Raw genomic sequence first — 19,835 nt, 5'->3', positions numbered from 1 at the left:
GCCTCTATGCCGATGTCCACGAAAGCTCAGACCTCCACCGCCGCGGGTCCTGCAAAAAATGCGGGCGACGGCGCTGCGTCACAGAATGACAGCAATGGGTCGGCCGAACGCTACGACTTGCCCACCCGCACCCGCCGACTGACCGGATGGGGCCGCACCGCACCCACCTCGGCCGAAGTGCTCTCGACCGGCGATCCCGAGCTGATCGCGCAGGCCGTGGCGATGGTCGCGGAGGACAACGAGTCCAAGCCCAAGCATCTGCGGCGCGGAGTGATCGCGCGCGGGCTGGGCCGCTCCTACGGCGACCACGCCCAGAACGCGGGCGGCCTGGTCATCGACATGACCGCGCTGAACAAGATCCATCGCATCGACCGCGACACCCGCGTCGTCGATGTCGACGGCGGCGTCAGCCTGGATCAGTTGATGAAGGCCGCGTTGCCGTTCGGGCTGTGGGTCCCGGTGCTACCCGGCACCCGCCAGGTGACCATCGGCGGCGCCATCGCCTCCGATATCCATGGCAAGAACCACCACAGCGAGGGCAGCTTCGGCAACCATGTGCGCTCGCTGGACCTGCTCACCGCGGACGGCCAGGTCCAGCACATCTCGCCCAAGCGGAACGCGAAGCTGTTCTGGGCGACCGTGGGCGGCAACGGGCTGACCGGCATCATCCTGCGCGCGCAGATCGAGATGACGCCGACCGAGACGGCGTACTTCATCAACGACGGCGTGAAGACGCTCACCCTGGACGAGACGATCGCCGCGCACAGCGATGGCAGCGAGGCGAACTACACCTACTCCAGCGCGTGGTTCGACGTCATGAACGCGCCGCCGAAGCTGGGGCGCGCGTGCATCACTCGCGGTCGGCTGGCCAAGGTGGACGAACTACCGAAGCGGAAGCGGCGCGATCCGCTGAAATTCGATGCGCCGCAACTGATGACGGTGCCGAATATCTTCCCGAGCTTCACCGCCAACCGGCTGACGCTGGGCGCGGTCGGCGAGGCGTACTACGCCATGGGTGGCAACTACACCGGCAAGATCCAGAACCTGACGCAGTTCTATCATCCGCTGGACATGATCGCGGAATGGAACCGCGCGTACGGACCCGCGGGATTCCTGCAGTACCAGTTCGTGGTGCCCACCGAGGCGGTCGAGGAATTCAAGAAGATCATCGTCGATATTCAGGCCTCCGGGCACATCTCGGCGCTGAACGTTTTCAAGCTGTTCGGCCCGGGTAATCCGGCTCCGTTGAGTTTCCCGATGCCGGGCTGGAACATCTGCTGCGACTTCCCGATCCGGCCGGGCCTGAACGAGCTCGTCACCGATCTGGACCGGCGCGTGCTCGAATTCGGCGGCCGGCTCTACACCGCGAAGGACTCCCGCACCACGGCCGAGGCCTTCCACAAGATGTACCCCCGGATCGACGAGTGGATCAAGATCCGCCGAAATGTCGATCCCACAGGCGTTTTCATATCCGATATGGCGAGAAGGCTGGAGCTGCAGTGATCAATGCCGTAGGTAACCCGCAGAACATTCTGCTGCTGGGGGGCACCTCCGAGATCGGCCTGGCGATCTGCGCGGAATATCTGAAGAAGGGCCCGGCCCGGATCGTCCTCGCCGCGCTGCCGAACGATCCGCTGCGCGCCGATTCGGTGGCGCAGCTGGAGGCCGCCGGCGCCTCGAAGGTCGAGGTCGTCGACTTCGACGCGCTCGATACCGGCAGCCATCCGAAGGTTGTCGAGCAGGCGTGGGCCGACGGCGATATCGACGTCGCGATCGTCGCCTTCGCGCTGGACGGCGACGCCGAGGAGCTGTGGCAGAACCAGCAGAAGGCGGTGCGCGTCGCCGAGGTCAACTACACCGCATCGGTTTCGGTCGGCGTGCTGGTCGGCGAGAAGATGAAGGCCCAGGGCTACGGCCGGATCGTCGTCATGTCCTCGGTCGCCGGTGAGCGGGTGAAGCGCGCCAACTTCGTCTACGGCTCCACCAAGGCCGGACTGGACGGCTTCTACCTGGGTCTGGGCGAGGCGCTGCGCCCCTACGGGCCGCGCGTGACGGTCGTCCGCCCCGGCCAGGTGCGCACCAAGTTCTCCGCGCACGTGGACGAGGCCCCGCTCACCGTCAACAAGGAAGACGTTGCGGCGCTTGCGGTCTCGGCCTCGGAGAGGGGCAAGGAGATCGTCTGGGCGCCCGGCACCTTCCGCTGGGTCATGATGATCCTCCGCCACGTCCCCCGCGCGATCTTCCGCCGGCTCCCCATCTGATCGGGGCACACGGCCGACAGCGACCGCCGACACAACGGTCCGCTGTCGGCCGTTGCCGTATCCATCACCGACGTAATCACTGCTCGATGCCCGTTGCCGTCGACCCATGCGACCCGCCGCCACTCGGCCCGGCGTCGCCATCGACACAGGCCGACCGCCGCCACTCGACCCGACGTCGCCATCGACACAAGGCCGACCGCCGCAACTCAGCCCGACGTCGCCATCGACGTACATGACCCGTTGCCGACTGATCTGCGTCGCCGACACGGCCGGGTCGCGCACGGCTGACTAGGCTGACGCACGGCTCGCGTCCAGTGCAGGCGACAGAGGAATCCGGAGGCAGCGTGCGAGTACTTGTCCGGCAGGTTGGCGGCGGTCTTGGTGAGGCGGTGCTCGCGGCGGCGGTCGCGGCCGTTGTGGCCGCCGTGGGGCTCGTGGCGTTCGGGACCGTGCAGTGGCCGGCGTTCAATTCCTCCAATGTGACTCGGGCGTTGACCACCGTCGGTCAGGTCGCCTCGGTGGTGGTGCTGATCGCGGCGGTCGTGCTCATCCGGCTGCGGCGCTGGCCGTGGTTGGCGAAAGTGCTGTCCTGGGCCGGGATTTCGAGCTTCGTGACGGTGACCCTGGGCATGCCGCTCGGGGCGACGAAGCTGTATCTGTTCGGCGTCTCCGTCGATCAGGAGTTCCGCACCGAATACCTGACGCGACTGACCGACAGCGCGGCGCTGCACGATATGACGTATATCGACCTGCCGCCGTACTACCCCGCCGGGTGGTTCTGGATCGGCGGGCGGGTGGCGAACCTGCTCGGGATGCCCGGATGGGAGGCGTTCAAGCCCTACGCCATCGGCTCGCTGGCCGTGGCGGCGGCACTCGCACTCGTGTTGTGGTCCAAGCTGATTCGCGCCGACTGGGCCGTCGCGGTGGCGGCGGCGACCACGGCCGTGACGGTGGCGTTCGCGTCACCCGAGGCCTACAGCGCCGTCCTGGTGGTCCTGTTCGCCCCGGCGATGATCCTGGCCTGGGGCGCGCTGTACCGCCCGGCGGAGTGGACCGGTGCGGACAGGTCGGCGAGCGCTCGGGACGCCGGGAGCACAGACGCCGAATCCGGTGCCGGAATGAGCGCGGACAGGTCCGCGGCACAAGGCGTAGCGGACGGCGCTGTCCCCACCGCGGGCGGTTGGGGTGCGGTGATCGGCGCCGGGCTGTTCCTCGGGCTCGCGGCGATGTTCTATCAGTTGTTCGCGGCCGTGGCGGTATTCACGGTGGTGTTGATGGCCGTCGTCGCGTGGGGGTCGCTGCTCTGGCAGCGGCGGGCGGACGCGGTGCATCAGCCGCGGCAGGCCGCGAGCGGGCCGAGCGCGTTGCAGCTGCTGTGGCCGATCCTGGCCCGGCTGGTCGTCATGGGTGTGATCACCGGCGTGCTGGCACTGATCACCTGGGGCCCGTGGCTGTGGAAGGCGCTCACCTCGTCGCTGCCCAAATCCGGCGGCTCGGCACTCCACTATCTGCCCGAGCCCGGGGCGCGGCTGTCGTTCCCGATGTTCGACTTCGCCGAGCCGCTGCTCGGCCTGCTGTGCCTGATCGGCACCGTCTGGTTGGTGCTGCGGGCGGCGAGTTCGCGGCGGGCGCAGGCGCTGGGGATCGGGGTCGTGGCGATCTACCTGTGGTCGCTGGCGTCGATGGCGGTCACCGCGGTCGGCATGACCGCACTGTCGTTCCGGCTGGAGCCGATTCTGCAGGTGCTCCTCGCCGCGGCCGGGGTATTCGGGTTCGTGGAGGGCGCGCGCGCCGTCTACCAGGCGCTGAACGAGCCGCAGCGTTTCCGTGTGGTGACGGCGGCGGTCGCGGCGCTCGCGGCGCTGGCATTCGCCCAGACCATCCCCAGCATTCTGAACACGGAGATCACCACCGCCTACACCGATACCGACGGCAACGGCGAACGCGCCGACCAGCGCAGCCCGTCGGCCGTATCCCACTACCGCGAGATCGATGCGGCCCTCACCGCCCAGACCGGGCGGCCCCGCGACGCGTCCGTGGTGCTGACCGCCGACACCAGCTTCCTGGCCTACTACCCGTACTACGGCTTCCAGGCGCTCACCTCGCACTATGCGAACCCGCTGGCCGATTTCGCCGGGCGCTCGGCCGAGATCAAGCGCTGGAGCGGGCTGCAGTCCCCGGCCGAACTGCTCGACGCGCTCGCGCACAGCCCCTGGCGGGCGCCGGACGCCTTCGTCTTCCGCCGCAGCGGCGACAGCTACACGCTGCGGCTGGCCGAGGACGTCTATCCGAACGACCCCAACGTGCGCCGGTACACGGTGTCGTTCCCCAAGACGCTGTTCGAGGATCCGCACTTCCGGCTGACCGAGATCGGGCCGTTCACGGTTGTCGTGCGGCATTGACGGGTTCGTCGCTGTGCACAAACCGCTCAACCTGTGGATAAAACTGTGGAATACGTCATTTTCTGTGGATAACCCACCGGTCGCCCAGCACGATCTCAGTGTTCACAGGTAGCGTGGGCCGCTGAGTTCGTCCAGTAAGAGGAGTTTTGCCTGTGGTATCGGGCGGGGAATCTGACCGCATCGCGTCGACGCGATCGGGGGGAACCGCAACAGCAGTCCTGGACCCGCCGACGCGAGCCGGTGGGGCACCGGTCGCCGCATCCCCCCGGGATTCCCGCCGCGCCAGACTGGCCGCGAGACTGTGGTCCTCCCGCGTCGACGTGCTGGTCGGAGCGGTCTACACCGCCTGCGCCGTCATCGTGCTGTCCGGGCAGTGGCGCGATACCGAGAACGGCTACCTGATCAAGAGCGGCCAGGACCAGTCCATGTGGGAGTGGTTCTTCGCCGTCACCGCGCATTCGGTCGCGAATCTGGAGAGCCCGCTCGGGACCACCCTGCAGAACTTCCCGGCCGGTGTGAACATGATGGCCAATACGGCCATGTTCGGCGTCGGGGTGCCGCTGACCCCGGTCACCCTGCTGTTCGGACCCACCACCACCTACGTGCTGGTGCTCACGGCCGGGCTGGCCGCCACCAGTTTCGCCTGGTACTGGCTGTTTTCGCGGGAAATGGTGACGTCGCGGTTCGCGGCGTTCGTGGGCGGCGTGTTCTGCGGTTTCGCCCCGGCGATGATCTCGCACGCGAACGCCCACCCGAACTTCGTGATGCTCGCGCTGCTGCCGGTGATCGCACTCCTGATGATCCGCATGGCCCGCCGTGCCGCCACCGGACCCGCCCCGACCCGGGCCCGGCGGGCCCGCGAGGCCGCGGTGCTGGGCGTGCTGGTGGCGCTGCAGATCGCGCTCGGCGAGGAACCGCTGCTGATCTTCGCGCTCGCCTTCGGGCTGTTCGCTGTCGTCTACTACCTGCACGCTCCGCGGCTGGGCTGGCGGGTAACCCGGACCGTGGCACCGACGGTCGGGCCGGCGGCCCTGCTCACCCTCGCGCTCACGGCGGTTCCGCTGTGGTGGCAGTTCTTCGGCCCGCAGAGCTACAAGTCCATCGACCACGGCCCGACCGGTAACGACCTCAAGGCGCTGGTGCAGTTCCCGGCCGAGTCGCTGGGCGGCGTCTTCGCACCCGGGCAGAACGTCGGCATCAACCCGACCGAGGACAACTCCTACTTCGGCTGGCCGCTGCTGGCACTGGTGGCGGTGACCGTGGTGCTGCTGTGGCGGCGCCGTGGCTGGGCGCGCCTCGACGGGCCGGATTCCGGCGACGCCGCGCGCAACCACTACCGCGTGGTGCGGGCGGCCGCCGCGGTGATCGTCGTCTTCATCGTGATGTCGCTGGGAGTGTCGGCGTCGTTCGGCAGGCGTATGACCAATGTGAGCCTGCCCTGGAAGTGGCTCGAGCAGGTGCCGCTGCTGAATACGGTGCTGGAGACCCGATTCTCGATGGCCGCCATCCCGGCCATCGCGATCGTGCTGGCCCTGGGCACCGAACGCGCGATCGCCTACGGGCGGCAGTCGCTCGGCGACCCGCGGCCGCTGATCTGGTTCGGCGTGCTGGCCCTGACGCTGGCCCCGCTGGTGCCGACGATCCTGCCGGTCACCCACCGCACCCCCACCCCGGCCTTCTTCACCGACGGCACGGTGCGGCAGTACGTCAGCGGCGGGTCGGTCGTGATCGCACCCCCGCCGTATCGCCTGGACGCGCGCCCGCTGCGCTGGCAGATCGACGCGGACCTCGCATTCCCGCTCGCAGGCGGCTATTTCGTCGGCCCGAACGGCGAGAAGAAGGGCCAGTACGGCGCCGACGACCGGCCCACCGCCACCCTGCTCATGCAGGCCCAGCAGTACGACCGCGTCCCGGGGATCGACGACGCCGCCCGCGACCGCGCCCTCGCCGACCTGAACTACTGGAAGGCCGACGTCGTCGTCCTGCCGCCGTCCGTCAACGGCGGCGCCATCCACGCCACCCTCGACCAACTACTCGGCTTCCCCGGCAAATACATCGACGGCGTCTGGATCTGGGACGTCCGCCCCCTACGCTGAGCCACTCGGTGAGCGAAGTCCGGTGTCGGCGGCCACAACACGGGTGCTGAGTCGAATTCCCAGCCGGGTGGTTAGCATCGTGGATCGTGCGCGCAGACTCTCCAGCGGTTTCTCCGGTCCGCCTGATCGCCCTCGTATCGGGTGTGCTCGCCGTGCTGTTGGCGGCGATATCACCTCTGTTGCCGGTGCGGGAGGACCGCGCGTCGCTGGACTGGCCGCAGCCGCAGTCGGTGAATGTGGATGCGCCGCTGGTGTCGTACTCGCCGCTGGATCTGCAGCTGACGATCCCATGTACGGCGTTCCGCGACCTGCCGAGCGGCACCGTGGTGTCCACGGTGCCCGCCGAGGCGCCGGACGCCAGCGCGAAGGGCTTGATGGCCAAGATCGTCGGCGAGCCCGGCGGCGATCGCACGCTGTCGATCCTGCTGCACGACATCCCGCTGCTCTCGGCGCCGATGGCCGAGGTCGGCGGCTGCACCGCCCTGACCGTCGAGTCGAGCGCCGCCGCGACGAGCGCCGAACTCACCGGGGTCACGCGCGCCGACGGCAGCCCCTTTCGCAATGCGGTATCGGGCGATATCCGCCCGCAGGTCGTCGGCGTCTTCACCGATCTGGAGCGCGCCCAGCTGGGTGACGCCCACCTGCACGCGAATATCGACTCGCGCTTCTCCTCGAGCCCCAGCCCGCTGAAGCTGGCGGCCATCATCGCCGCGGTCGTGCTCACCCTCGTCGCGCTGGTCTGCCTGCACCTCATCGACACCGCCGACGGCCGGCGGCCGCGCCGGTTCCTGCCCGCGCACTGGTGGCGGTTCAGCATCGCCGACGCGGTGGTGCTCGGCACGCTGCTGCTGTGGCATGTCATCGGCGCCAACACCTCCGACGACGGCTACATCCTGAATATGGCCCGGGCGTCGCGAGAGTCGGGCTACATGGCCAACTACTACCGCTGGTTCGGCGTGGCCGAGGCGCCGTTCGGCTGGCCGTACGAGGTGCTCGCCTGGATGACGCGGGTCAGCGACGCGGGCTGGTGGATGCGGCTGCCCGCGCTGGCGGCCGGGATCGTGTGCTGGCTGGTGATCAGCCGGGAGGTGTTGCCGCGCCTGGGCGCCCGGGTGCGCCGCGACAAGGTGGCGATCTGGACGGCGGGCCTGGTGTTCCTGGCCGCCTGGCTGCCCTACGACAACGGCCTGCGGCCGGAGCCGCTGATCGCGCTGGGCGCCCTGCTCACCTGGTGCTCGATCGAGCGGGCCATCGCCACCGGGCGCCTGCTCCCCGCCGCGATCGCCGTGCTCATCGCGGCATTCTCGCTGGCGGCGGGGCCGACGGGGCTCATCTGCATCGCCGCGCTGATCGCGGGATCCCGCCCGGTGCTGCAGATCATCATCAAACGCGCACGGGGAGAATTGGATTCCGGCGAAAAGCATGCCGGAACAGGAGAAAACCAGAAGCAGGGCGGAACAGGAGAAGACCAGAAGCCCGCCGGAACAACGGTGAACGGCCCGGCGACCAAGCGCGGGGCCTGGTCGATGATCCTGCGGTACGGCGCGCTGCTGGCGCCCGGCGCCGCGGCCGGAGTGCTGGTGATGGTGGTGGTCTTCGCCGACCAGACGCTGGCCACGGTCATGGAGGCAACCCGGGTCCGCACCATCATCGGGCCGAACGTCGCCTGGTTCGACGAGCGCACCCGCTGGGATTCGCTGCTGATGCTCTCGCCCGACGGCTCGCTGGCCCGGCGCTTCGGCATCCTCGGCATGCTGCTGTGCCTGGGCGTGTGCGTGCTGGTGATGCTGCGCAAGAACGGCCGGATCCCGGGCACCTCGCGCGGACCCTCGGCGCGCGTCCTCGGGATCGTGTTCATGTCGCTGCTGCTGATGATGTTCACCCCGACGAAATGGACTCACCACTTCGGCGTATACGCCGGGCTGGCCGGGTCGCTGGCCGCGCTCACCGCGGTTGCGGTGGGAATCAACGGAATTCGCGCACGGTACAACCGCTCGCTGTTCGCCGCGGCCGTATTCTTCCTGCTCGCAGTGACTTTCACCGGATCCAACGGCTGGTGGTACGTCTCCAGCTACGGCGTGCCGTGGTGGGACAAGGCGCCGCTGATCGCGGGCAAGGGCTTCTCGACGGCGTTCCTCGGCCTGGCGGTACTGAGCCTGCTGCTGGCCGCGTGGCAGTACTACCGGGAGCCGTATCGAAACGGCAATGGCCGCAATCGTTTCGACAAGTTCGCGATCCAGCCGCTGACCATCGCCGCCGCGGCCGTCGTGCTGCTCGAGGTGGCCTCGCTGGGCAAGGCCGCCATCGCGCAGTATCCGGCCTATTCGGTGGCGAAGTCGAATCTGCGTGCGCTGGGCGGTGATTCGTGTGCAATGGCCAACGACGTACTCGTCGAGACCAACACCGCCGACTCGCTGCTGCAGCCCTACACCGGCTCACCCGCGGACGGATTGGCCGCCGAGAACGTCGGATTCACTCCGGACGGCGTGGCCGGCGACCTGACCGCCGACGCCGAGGAAACCGTCACCGGCGGCGCGAATTCGGTCGACACCAAGTCCGAGAACAAGACCACCAACACCACCCGGTCGGGCACCGGCGGCGGCAGCACGGAGCAGGCGGGCATCAACGGCAGCACCGTGAAGCTGCCGTTCGGCCTGGACCCCGCCCGCACCCCGGTCATGGGCAGCTACACCACCGGCGACAAGCAGCAGGCCCATCTGACCTCGCAGTGGTACCGGCTCGACTTGGCCGACGCCCGCAAGGACCCCGCCTACCAGCTGCTCGCGATCAGCGCGGCCGGGCGGATCAAGTCGGTCAACGCCGACGGCGTGGTCACCTACGGCCAGGACCTGCGCGTCGAATTCGCGCACCGGGCCGAGGACGGTTCGGAACAGCCGCTCGGCGAGTTCCAGCCGCTCGACGTCGGCGGCGCACCGTCGTGGCGCAATATGCGGGTGCCGCTGGATCGAATTCCGGACGGCACCAACGCGGTCCGCATCGTCGCGGTCGCCAACGACCTCACCCCGAAGCAGTGGCTGGCGGTCACGCCGCCGCGGCTGCCGAAGCTCGACACCCTGGATTCGGTGGTGGGCCACCAGGATCCGGTGCTGGAGGACTGGCACGTCGGCCTCGCCTTCCCGTGCCAGCGGCCCTTCGATCACAAGGACGGGGTCGCCGAGGTGCCGAAGTGGCGCATCCTGCCCGACCGGGTCGGCGCCGACGCCTCCAACGCCTGGCAGGACAATATCGGCGGCGGCCCGCTCGGCTGGACCGGGCTGCTGCTCGAGGCCCAGACCGTCCCGGGCTACCTGGATCACGACTGGAGCCGGGACTGGGGTTCGCTGGAGCGGTACACGCCCTACGTTCCCTCCGCGACACCGGCGACGGTCGGCGTCACCGTCGAAAATCGCTGGGGCTGGGCGAAAGACGTGCCGATCAAGACGAGCTGACCCCGGAAACTGCCCGGGATGACCGCCACGCCAGGTTTCGATGGCGGTCATCCCGGCGTGTCGTGCAACGTTCCGGCTATGGCCGCCGCCTGGCGGGGATCGGCCCGTCCGGACCCGGATCGTGACGAATCAACCTCGAGGCGAGCCGCCGCACTGTGGATGTGAACAGCAGGATCCGAGTGAACACAGTCACTCACAGCGCGGGCAGATAACATCACCAACCGTGCCCGACGCCGCAACTGCTGTCTTGACGAAACCGGAGGCCTCCGCGCCCGACGCGACGCCCCGTGACTTCCGCAATGCCCGACTGATCGCGCTGGTCGTGGGATTGCTCGGCGCGCTGTTCGCGATAGCCACCCCGTTCCTGCCGGTCACCCAGACCACCTCCGAGGTGAACTGGCCGCAGAACGGGACCGTCGGCAGCGTACAGGCGCCGCTCATGTCGCAAGTCCCCGTCGATCTGAACGCGACGATTCCCTGCTCGCTGGTCGACGGGCTACCCCCGCAGGGCGGCATGCTGCTGGCAACCGCGCCGCCGCAGGGCGATCGAGCGTCCCTGGAGGCGATGTTCATCCGGGTGTCGGACACCTCGGTGGACGTCGTGGACCGCAATGCGGTGGTGGCGTCGGCGGAGCGCTCCCAGCTCGCCGGATGTTCGTCGATCGTCATCTCCTCCGACCACAACCGCACCCACGCGGCGTTCCAGGGGGCGACCCGGGAGGTGGAGCAGCCTGTCGAGGGCGGTGCACCGGGCGCCACCGAAACCGTCACCGCGCCGATCGAGGGCACGCTGGAGGGCGACCTGCGTCCGCAGGTGGTCGGCGTGTTCACCGATCTGAAGGGCGGCGCGCCGGAGGGCCTGTCGTTCCACATGACGGTCGACTCGCGGTTCTCCACCACCCCCACCGTGATCAAGCTGGTCGCGATGATCGCGGCGGTGCTGTGCACGCTGATCGCGCTGGCCGCGCTCGGCCGGCTCGACACCGGTGACCGCCGCGGCCACCGCCGGATCTTCCCGGCGCACTGGCTGAAGCCGACCTGGGCCGACGGCGCCGTCGCGGGCACGCTGCTGGTGTGGCATTTCGTCGGCGCCAACACCTCCGACGACGGATACATCCTCAGCATGGTGCGGGTCGCCCCGCACGCGGGCTATCTGGCCAACTACTTCCGCTGGTACGGCGTGCCGGAGGCGCCGTTCGGCTGGTACTACTACGTGATCCAGGCGTTCGCGCAGGTCTCCACGGCCAGCGCGTGGGTGCGGATCCCGGCGCTGCTGTGCGGACTGCTGTGCTGGATGGTGATCAGCCGCGAGGTGGTGCCCCGGCTGGGCCGCGGCGTGCGCACCTCGAAGGTGGCGCTGTGGACCGGCGGCCTGGTCTTCCTCGCGTTCTGGATGCCCTACGACAACGGCCTGCGCTCGGAGCCGATCGTCGCGCTGGGCGCGCTGCTGACCTGGGTGTCGATCGAGCGGGCCATCGCCACCTCCCGGCTGCTGCCCGCGGCGGTCGCGGTCCTGGTCGCGGCGTTCACGCTGGCCGCCGCCCCGACCGGCCTGATGTGTGTGGCCGCGTTGCTCGCGGGCATCCGCCCGCTGGTGCGGGTCGCGGTGCGCAAGCGCCGCGAACTGGCCGCCGGCGAATCCGGCTGGAAGGCGACCTGGTGGGGTTCGACGCTGCCGCTGCTGGCGCCGATCGCGGCCGCGGGCTTCCTCGTGCTCACCGTCGTCTACAGCGACCAGACCTTCGCCGCGATCCAGGAGGCCAACCGGGTGCGCCGCCTCGCGGGTCCGAACCTGGCCTGGTACGAGGACTATCTGCGCTACTACTACCTGTTCGTCGAGACCGTGGACGGCTCGCTCGCCCGCCGGTTCGCATTCCTGGTGATGCTGCTGTGCCTGTTCACCACGATGATGGTGCTGCTGCGCCGCGTGAAGGTGCCGGGCATCGCCAGCGGCCCGACGTGGCGGCTGATGGGCGTGGTGTTCGGAACCATCTTCTTCATGATGTTCAACCCGACGAAGTGGACCCACCACTTCGGCGCCTACGCGGGCATCGCCGGTTCGCTGGCGGCGGTGACCGCCGTCGCGGTGTCGGCGACCGCGCTGCGCTCGCGCAAGAACCGGTCGATCTTCCTGGCCGCCTTGCTGTTCGCGCTGGCGCTGTCGTTCTCGGGCATCAACGGCTACTGGTACGTATCGAGCTTCGGGGTGCCGTGGTTCGACAAGACGGTGTCGCTGAGGGGCATCGAGTCGAACACCATCATGCTGGTGCTGTTCGGCTTGGCGCTGGCGCTGGTGGCGTGGCAGTCGCTGCGCGAGGGCTATGCGAAGCCGCCGGCGAGCGCGAAGACCGCGCGCGGCAGACGAATTCGCCGGTTCGCGGCGATCCCGCTCACCGTGGTCGCGGCGGCGATGGTGCTGTTCGAGGTGTTCTCGCTGGTGAAGGGCGCGGTGTGGCAGTACCCCGCGTACTCACTGGCGCGCTCGAATTTCGATGCGGTGAGCGGTAATTCGTGCGGTCTCGCCAACGACGTGCTCGTCGAGCAGAACGTCAACAGCGGCAACCTGACGCCGATCATCGATCCGGCGCATCCGCCGAAGAACGACGACCCGCTCGCGGGCGGCAATCCGGTCGGCTTCTCCCCCAACGGAGTTCCCACCGATCTGAAGGCCGACTCCGTCGAGGTCAAGCCGGGCACCGGTAACACGTCCACGCAGTCGGTGGGCGCGGCGTTCGCCGAGGGCCAGAACGCGGGCACCGGCGGTGGCCGCACCCAGCAGACCGGCGTCAACGGCAGCACCGTGGCGCTGCCGTTCGGGCTCGATCCGGCGACCACGCCGGTGATGGGCAGCTACCAGGAGAACGTGCAGCAGCCCGCGAACCTGACCTCCAGCTGGTACCAGCTGCCGCCGCGGTCGGAAGATTCGCCGCTGGTGGTGATTTCGGCGGCGGGCCGCATCCTGTCGGTCGATGACACCGGAAACGTCGACTACGGCCAGTCGCTGACCGTCGACTACGGCAAGAAGCAGCCCGACGGCTCGGTCACCAAGCTCGGCAGCTACCTGCCGCGCGATATCGGACCGTTCCCGACCTGGCGCAACCTGCGGGTGCCGCTGGATCAGATCTCGCCCGAGGCCGATACGGTGCGCATCGTCGCCAACGACCCGATCCTGATCGGTGACCAGTGGCTGGCGTTCACGCCGCCGCGCGTGCCGAAGCTGCAGTCGCTGAACACGGTCGTCGGCACCGAACAGCCGGTGCTGCTGGACTGGGCCGTGGGCCTGCAGTTCCCGTGCCAGCGGCCGTTCAACCACCTCGACGGCGTCGCCGAGGTGCCGAACTACCGCATCCTGCCCGATCGTCCGCTGGCGGTGAGCTCCACCGATACCTGGCAGGCCGAGGAATTCGGTGGGCCCCTGGGCTTCTCGCAGATGCTGGCCAAGTCGACCACCATCCCGACCTATATGAAGAACGACTGGGCGCGGGACTGGGGTTCGCTGGAGCGCTACGACCAGTACTACAAGGCGGCACCGGCCGAGGTGAGCACGGGCACGGCCAGCCGCTCCGGATTCTGGTCACCGGGGCAGCTGCGGGTGTTCTGAGATAGGACGCGAAACAGCGGGCGGCGCATGGTGATTGCGCCGCCCGCTTTCTTTTGGGGGCGTACGCGCATGCTGTCGCCCCGGACCGGTCCGGCGGTGGTCGACTCACACTCGGCGGTGGCGTCACACGGTGGCGCTCGTGGAACGACCCACGCGGATCGGCGTGAAGGTAGGTAATCATGCACGGACGTTCAGCCTTGGTATCCCTTGCCGCACTGTTGGTCGCGGCGGCACCCGCGGTGGCGCAGCTGGCCGCCGCACCGACGGCTGCCGCCGACGACGGCTCGCCCAGACTGGCCTGCACCGAGCAACGCGCCGGGCAGAAGGCGAAGGGCACGGACGGGCGCACATGGATATGCCGCGAGGTGAAAACGACCAACGGCGCACTGACATATTGGCTTTGGCGGCCGACCGACGACGCCCCACCACCCAACTACGCACCACCGCCCGAAGCGTAGGGCTGTCCCAGCTGCACTGAGACGCACGGCCGGGGTCGTCGTCGCGCTGAGATGCGCACCGGACGTGAATGCCGCCGCGCGACGAGGGGCGCGCGGCGGCTATCGGACCTATGGGTCGATCGGGCTGTCGACGACAATCTCGGCCGCCCTCAGCCGTCCTCCTGCTCGACAGGTTCGCGGATTGCCTTGACCGTCTTGTCCTTCGGAACACGCTCAGGCCAGCACACAGCGGCGCAGCAAACCCCCAGCGGCAGAGCGATCGCCACGAGCAACCCCACCTCCCAGCTCACAACTGCTCACAGTCCGACACGCCATCTCGACCGTCATCGCCGTACACCAACTCCATGAACACCCCCGGCCCGCCCTCCGGGTCGGAACCCAGGTAGGCCTGAACCTCCAGCAGTCCACCGGGAAACTCGAAAAGCCTTGTACGCCAGTTCATTACCGACTCCCTACTCGGCTGATGGTGAGGCAGCTCGAGTCCGGGTATGCCGTGGTCACGCATGATCTGAACTGGATCGAGAGCTCCGGACCCGAGCGCCATCGCTGAAGTTACTGACGCAGAGAACTCAGATCCACGAATGTGCACCAGCTTGCACAAGGCTACGCCGACCCTGTACATAGCACATCAGCATGAGCGATCATCGAACCTGTGCTGCAAGCCGCTGCACACAGGTACAGGAGGGAAGATCATGCGTCTACGTTTCCTCGGCCGAACCGGATCGAAATCTGGCGACTGCCCGAGCCTCTATGCGACGGACGACGGTGCATACCTGGTGATCGGGTGGCGAACCGGGGCACCGCAAACAGTCGAGATACCGCATCTGCTACTCGGTTTCACCGAACCTGACACGTTCATAGGTGCGCCGATGACAGATACCGGTCGGGGTACATTCACCCTCGATGGCAGGCCGATCACGGATAAGGACACGCTCGACCAGCTCGCCATGCAACCAGACGAGACTGCAATCGAGGTACCGAGGAACGGGAGGACCTACTACGGTGGAACTGCGGCAGCACAGTCCTTGGCCTGACCTCTTTCTGGAGGCGAAACGCTCAGCATTCCACATGGAAGTCCGGGATACCTATGCCGTCCCGAGCGAGTCCGATAGCCTACAAAGGTTCTTGAATGGAGAGTCAAAGGTCGAAGAGTCGTGGGATGCATGGAACAATCTGATCGTGGAGGTAACAGGGCGCGGCGTAGTCGTGAGTCGCGTACGAGTTATCACAGTTCCGCACAGTGATTATCAACGGTGGTTGCTCACCGAGACTTCGGACAACATCGAAGCCGGTGAAGACATTCGTTATCTTCCGCGTCATCTCGTCAGTGCCGAGGATGTCCCGGCCGATGATTTTTGGCTGTTCGACGATGAAACCGTTTGCTACAACCTGATCGATCGAGAGGGAGCACCGGCCGGCGCAGCAATAACGATCGACCCCAGAATAGTAGAGTACTGCCAGCGAGCCAGGGAACATCTGTGGTCATTGGCTACTCCATTCATTGAATACGTCTCAACGGAGAGTCGTTTGCAGTGACACATGCGGTACAGGAAGCACGGGAAGCTCTCGGTCGGCGACTCCGGGAGATGCGACGCTCGGCCGGACTCACGGGCCGTGAGCTTGCCCGCCGCGAAGGTTGGCACGAAAGCAAGTGCAGTAAGATCGAATATGGACGCATAAATCCTTCCGATTCCGACATCAAGGCCTACTGCACCCATTCGAATGCTCGCGAGCAGTTGCCGGACCTTCTTGCTACCCGCCACAATATAGATGCCGCGTATGTCGAGTGGAGGCGAATACTCGGAGCCGGTGGAATTAAACGGCGTCAGCAGCAATCCATCAAGCTGGAAGCCGAGGCCAAGCACATTCGAAACTGGCAACCGCAGATCATCCCAGGACTGCTCCAGACCGCCGATTATGCTGAAGCAATCCTACGCTCCTCGATCGAGTTCTACCAGGTTCCGGACGATATAGACGAAGGCGTGTCCAAGAGAATGGAACGCCAGCTCATTCTCTACCGACGGGGGCACAGATTCCATTTTCTGATCGGCGAACAGGCCCTGTATACGACTATCGGCACCGATGATGTAATGACGGGACAGCTCGATCGAATTCACTCATTAATAGGAATGCCCAGAGTGACACTAGGAATAGTCCCGGCCGCTGCGGAGGGCAGGGTCATCGTCGAGAACTACGTGATGTTCGACAACCACATGGTCAAGGTAGAGGGACATACCGCCGAAATAACCATAACCCAACCTCGAGAAATAGCGCTCTATGGCCGAGCCTTCGACGTTCTGGCAAAACAATCCGTAACCGGAGAGGCGGCCAGGGAACTGATTCGCAAGGCCCTCGAGGAGCGGTCCCGGTGAACGACCAGCTGATGCCGGCGGACCACGAGGCACACCTATCGAGGTACCGATGACGGAGAGGACGTTCTACGGTGCAGTTCCGCACGGTTGATCATGCAGCGTGGGTGAGCCTGTTCGGCGAGTGCAGGCAGGAAGCGTTCCACTTGGAGGTCAGGGACTCGTACGCGGTGCCGCACGAATCCGAGCGACTGAGGCGATTCCTGAACGGCGAACCCCCACCCCGCGACCCCGGTACACCCTGGCAAGCCCTCGTCCGGGAAACCACTGGACGCGGCGTATCAATGAGCCGAGTTCGTGTCGTCACCGTTCCGCACAGTGACTATCAGCGCTGGCTCCTTTCGGTAACTCATCATAATGTCGAGGCAGGCGAGGACATTCGATATATTCCGCGTCACCAGGCCGGAGAAACCCCGCAGGACGACTGGTGGCTTATGGATGAAAATCGTGTGGTCTATAATCTGGTAGATAGTCACGGAAAACCAGCAGGTTTGGCCATCACCACCGACCCTGGCTTAGTCGAATACTGCAGCTTCGTCAAATATCGACTTTGGCAGACCGCCATTCCGTACGGCGAATATTTCAACGAACCGGAAAACTTATCCGAGCAGTGACAAGTTGCATTCAGGAGGAAGCGATGAAGGAGACGGAACACCTGCTTTCCAACTCGGCCAGCGCGGCCTGGCTCGCACGTGGCATTGCTCAGGCCGAATGCGGGCAAGTACAAGCTCACGACCTCATCGACGCCGACGGCGATGCGGACCCGATGACGACCAGGTGATCGTCATCGCCTGCCGCGGCCACTACGACGATTGAACCCGCACGGGTCCTCCGGCGGGCGGGTGCGGTTGTCGTACCCCTCCGGCAGGATGGCGGGCATGACGTATGTGCAGCTCGGTCCGGTGAACACGTGGTACGAGGAGCAGGGTGATGGTGAGTCGCTGGTTCTGCTGCACGGGGGGCTGACCGACTCGCGCACCTTCGGGCCGGTGGTGCCGTTGTTCGCCAAGCACTTTCGCACCTTCGCCGTCGACCGGCGCGGGCACGGGCGCACCGCGGATGTGCCCGGGCCGCTGTCCTATGACGTGATGGCCGAGGACACTATCGCTTTCCTCGAGCAGGTGGCCGGTGGCCCGGCAGATCTGGTCGGCTACAGCGACGGGGCCAATGTGGCGCTGCTGGTCGCGCGGCAGCGCCCCGACCTGGTGCGTCGACTGGTCTCGATCAGCGGCAACTACCACCACGACGGCGTGATACCCGGATCGCTCGACGGGTTCGCCGAGGACGGGGACTCGTGGGCGGCGAAGAACCACGCGGAGGTGTCGCCCGATCCGGCCGAGAACTTTCCGGCCTTCCTGGAGCGGTACAACGCGATGATCCGCACCCAGCCGACACTCACCGAACAGCAGCTCGGGGATATCGGTGCGCGCACGCTGGTCATGGCCGGGGACGACGACCTGATCACGCTGGAGCACACCGTCTCGCTGTATCGGGGCATCGCGGAGTCGGAGCTGTCGATCGTGCCCGGCACCTCACATCTGCTGGCGTTCGAGAAGCCGCAGCTGGTCTTCGAGCAGATCATCGACTTCCTGACCGTGGAACCGGTGCAGACCCGGCTGCCGATCAGGCGCCCGTTGCCGATCGGGGACGAAGCACAGCTCGCCGACTGAGTCCGGGCACGTCGAAAGACCGGACCTCTGGCGGTAGCCGATGTCCGGCTCGCGACGGTGCGCCCGCTATGCCCCTCCGATCAGGCCGTACCGGATGCCGATATTCACGGTTCCAGACGCTCCATCCACTCGTACACCGGCAGGCTGCCCTCGGCGGTGTCCTGCCAGCGCGGGGTCACCTTGAAGCGCTCGTAGCCGCCGTTGAACTGCACCCGCAGTTCGATGCCGGGTGGGGTGATCGGAACGATCCGCTGCGGCAGGTCGGCCGGCCCGCCCTCTAGTACGGCCTTCGGTGAGGTACCCATAGCTGAAGGCTCTCACACCAGGGCCTGTCGACCGACCGATTCCGCGAAAGACACCCCGGTCATAGTCTTTTCGGCGACCGGCATCGACACGTTCGAAAGACCCTGCGGTGACCTCCGACACGGGCACACAGGATCTCCACAATTGATGCTGATCCTCTGCACAGCGGGTGGCTAGGGTTCTCGAGCATGGAACAGAACGCGGCCGCGGGAACCAGGGCGCGGCGGATTCTGGTGGTGGACGATGAGATCACCATTGCGGAATCTGTCGCGGTGCGGTTGCGGGCCGAGGGATTCACGGTCGACATGGCCCACGACGGACCCGCCGCCGTCGCCGCGGTGAGCGCGCTCGAGCCGGATCTGGTGGTGCTCGATGTGATGCTGCCGGGTTTCGACGGGCTGGAGGTGTGCCGGAGAATCCAGGCCGAACGCCCGGTCCCGGTGCTGATGCTGACGGCCCGCGCGGACGAGACCGATCAGCTGGTCGGGCTCGGCGTCGGCGCCGACGACTATCTGACCAAACCGTTCTCGCTGCGGGTACTCACCGCCCGCGTGCACGCCCTGCTGCGCCGGGTCGACCGCGCCGGTGATCACGGCGGCGCCATCATCGTGGTCGGCGACCTGCGCATCGACGCCGATCAGCGGCGCGTCTGGCGGGGTACCGCCGAGGCTCAGCTGACGCCGCTCGAGTTCGACCTGCTCGCCCGCCTGGCCCGCCGTCCGCGCGTGGTGCTGGCCCGCGAGCGGCTCCTCGAGGAGGTGTGGGACTGGGCCGACGCCGCCGGAACCCGCGCGGTCGACAGCCACATCAAGGCACTGCGCCGCAAGCTCGGCGCCGACCTGATCCGCACCGTGCACGGTGTCGGCTACGCCCTGGAGGCACGGTGAGCGGGGACGGAAAGCGCACGGGCGCGGCGAGCAGGGGCGGAGAACACACAGGCGTGGCGAGCAGGAACGGTGACCGCGCTGGCATGACGAGCGGGAACGGTGACCGTGCAGGCGTGGCGAGCAGGAACGGCGACCACGCAGGCATGGCAAGCGGGAACGACAACCGCGCAGGCGCGGCGAGCGAGAACGATGACCACGCAGGCGCGGCGAGCGAGAACGATGACCACGCAGGCATGACGAGCGGGGACAGAAAACGCGCATCCGCGGGCGCTTTGACGGCGCCGAGCGCATGGGCTGAACGGAGCGAAGCGCAGTCGGGCAGTGGAGCGTTCGCGTTGC

The 19,835-nt window shown here is 67.2% G+C and carries 15 protein-coding genes; 13 read left to right on the top strand and 2 right to left on the bottom strand.

Annotated elements, in window-relative coordinates; genetic code table 11:
• Window positions 1–12: 12 nt before the first annotated feature.
• The 7 genes from dprE1 (at window position 13) to NM1_RS42415 (ending at window position 14,267) form a co-directional block, all read left to right on the top strand.
• Entirely contained in the window at window positions 13–1,503 is a 1,491-nt protein-coding gene (gene dprE1 / locus NM1_RS21740; RefSeq protein WP_114699691.1) for a decaprenylphosphoryl-beta-D-ribose oxidase, read from the top strand.
• Window positions 1,500–2,261, top strand: coding sequence for a decaprenylphospho-beta-D-erythro-pentofuranosid-2-ulose 2-reductase (gene dprE2 / locus NM1_RS21735; protein ID WP_068022692.1), 762 nt, complete (start codon window positions 1,500–1,502; stop codon window positions 2,259–2,261). Before dprE1 ends, dprE2 begins: the two co-directional genes overlap by 4 nt.
• 344 nt (window positions 2,262–2,605) lie before the next feature.
• The gene (locus NM1_RS21730) at window positions 2,606–4,663 is read left to right on the top strand and encodes a galactan 5-O-arabinofuranosyltransferase (RefSeq protein ID WP_084519886.1); all 2,058 of its coding nucleotides are present in this window, start codon (window positions 2,606–2,608) and stop codon (window positions 4,661–4,663) included.
• 218 nt (window positions 4,664–4,881) lie between these two features.
• Window positions 4,882–6,759 (top strand): glycosyl transferase, encoded by a 1,878-nt coding sequence (locus NM1_RS21725; RefSeq protein WP_084519891.1) that lies wholly within the window; start codon window positions 4,882–4,884, stop codon window positions 6,757–6,759.
• 86 nt (window positions 6,760–6,845) lie between these two features.
• Window positions 6,846–10,208 (top strand): arabinosyltransferase domain-containing protein, encoded by a 3,363-nt coding sequence (locus NM1_RS21720; RefSeq protein WP_068022682.1) that lies wholly within the window; start codon window positions 6,846–6,848, stop codon window positions 10,206–10,208.
• A 223-nt stretch (window positions 10,209–10,431) separates the two neighbouring features.
• The gene (locus tag NM1_RS21715; RefSeq protein ID WP_068022679.1) at window positions 10,432–13,809 is read left to right on the top strand and encodes an arabinosyltransferase domain-containing protein; all 3,378 of its coding nucleotides are present in this window, start codon (window positions 10,432–10,434) and stop codon (window positions 13,807–13,809) included.
• Window positions 13,810–13,988: 179 nt separating this feature from the next.
• On the top strand, window positions 13,989–14,267 hold the full coding sequence (locus tag NM1_RS42415; protein WP_147289045.1) for a hypothetical protein: 279 nt from the start codon (window positions 13,989–13,991) through the stop codon (window positions 14,265–14,267).
• A gap of 286 nt (window positions 14,268–14,553) precedes the next feature.
• Here NM1_RS42415 and NM1_RS42410 read toward each other — a convergent pair whose 3' ends face one another.
• Window positions 14,554–14,709, bottom strand: a complete 156-nt coding sequence (locus tag NM1_RS42410; RefSeq protein WP_157123975.1) for a hypothetical protein — start codon at window positions 14,707–14,709, stop codon at window positions 14,554–14,556.
• 560 nt (window positions 14,710–15,269) lie between these two features.
• Here NM1_RS42410 and NM1_RS41365 point away from each other — a divergent pair.
• From NM1_RS41365 to NM1_RS21695, 5 genes are all read left to right on the top strand, one after another.
• Window positions 15,270–15,803, top strand: coding sequence for a DUF6879 family protein (locus NM1_RS41365; RefSeq protein ID WP_084519884.1), 534 nt, complete (start codon window positions 15,270–15,272; stop codon window positions 15,801–15,803).
• Window positions 15,800–16,639: a helix-turn-helix domain-containing protein gene (locus NM1_RS21705; RefSeq protein ID WP_084519883.1), complete on the top strand. Its 840-nt coding sequence runs from the start codon at window positions 15,800–15,802 to the stop codon at window positions 16,637–16,639. Before NM1_RS41365 ends, NM1_RS21705 begins: the two co-directional genes overlap by 4 nt.
• Window positions 16,640–16,710: 71 nt before the next feature.
• Window positions 16,711–17,250, top strand: coding sequence for a DUF6879 family protein (locus NM1_RS41360; RefSeq protein ID WP_084519882.1), 540 nt, complete (start codon window positions 16,711–16,713; stop codon window positions 17,248–17,250).
• Window positions 17,251–17,273: 23 nt separating this feature from the next.
• Window positions 17,274–17,417 carry a type II toxin-antitoxin system Phd/YefM family antitoxin gene (locus tag NM1_RS42405; RefSeq protein WP_157123972.1) on the top strand — a complete coding sequence of 48 codons (144 nt, stop codon included), beginning with the start codon at window positions 17,274–17,276 and terminating at the stop codon, window positions 17,415–17,417.
• A 97-nt stretch (window positions 17,418–17,514) separates the two neighbouring features.
• Entirely contained in the window at window positions 17,515–18,306 is a 792-nt protein-coding gene (locus NM1_RS21695; protein WP_084519890.1) for an alpha/beta fold hydrolase, read from the top strand.
• 104 nt (window positions 18,307–18,410) lie between these two features.
• Here the strand turns inward: NM1_RS21695 and NM1_RS21690 are convergent, their stop codons facing one another.
• The gene (locus NM1_RS21690) at window positions 18,411–18,611 is read right to left on the bottom strand and encodes a DUF5988 family protein (RefSeq protein WP_068022665.1); all 201 of its coding nucleotides are present in this window, start codon (window positions 18,609–18,611) and stop codon (window positions 18,411–18,413) included.
• 186 nt (window positions 18,612–18,797) lie between these two features.
• Between NM1_RS21690 and NM1_RS21685 the strand changes: the two genes are divergently transcribed.
• Window positions 18,798–19,496, top strand: a complete 699-nt coding sequence (locus NM1_RS21685; protein ID WP_084519881.1) for a response regulator — start codon at window positions 18,798–18,800, stop codon at window positions 19,494–19,496.
• Window positions 19,497–19,835: the final 339 nt, after the last annotated feature.

The sequence above is a fragment of the Nocardia mexicana NBRC 108244 genome, from assembly GCF_001613165.1.
Classification (GTDB): domain Bacteria; phylum Actinomycetota; class Actinomycetes; order Mycobacteriales; family Mycobacteriaceae; genus Nocardia; species Nocardia mexicana.
The sequence above is the reverse complement of the archived record's forward strand: the minus strand, read 5'-3'. Positions and strand labels throughout refer to the sequence as shown.

What these genes read in the sequence shown, in the direction of transcription:
- NM1_RS42415 (WP_147289045.1), top strand. Translation starts at nt 13,989, where the DNA reads ATGCACGGACGTTCAGCCTTGGTATCCCTTGCCGCACTGTTGGTCGCG.
- NM1_RS42410 (WP_157123975.1), bottom strand. Translation starts at nt 14,709, where the DNA reads ATGAACTGGCGTACAAGGCTTTTCGAGTTTCCCGGTGGACTGCTGGAG.
- dprE1 (WP_114699691.1), top strand. Translation starts at nt 13, where the DNA reads ATGTCCACGAAAGCTCAGACCTCCACCGCCGCGGGTCCTGCAAAAAAT.
- NM1_RS42405 (WP_157123972.1), top strand. Translation starts at nt 17,274, where the DNA reads ATGAAGGAGACGGAACACCTGCTTTCCAACTCGGCCAGCGCGGCCTGG.
- NM1_RS21695 (WP_084519890.1), top strand. Translation starts at nt 17,515, where the DNA reads ATGACGTATGTGCAGCTCGGTCCGGTGAACACGTGGTACGAGGAGCAG.
- NM1_RS21690 (WP_068022665.1), bottom strand. Translation starts at nt 18,611, where the DNA reads ATGGGTACCTCACCGAAGGCCGTACTAGAGGGCGGGCCGGCCGACCTG.
- NM1_RS21685 (WP_084519881.1), top strand. Translation starts at nt 18,798, where the DNA reads ATGGAACAGAACGCGGCCGCGGGAACCAGGGCGCGGCGGATTCTGGTG.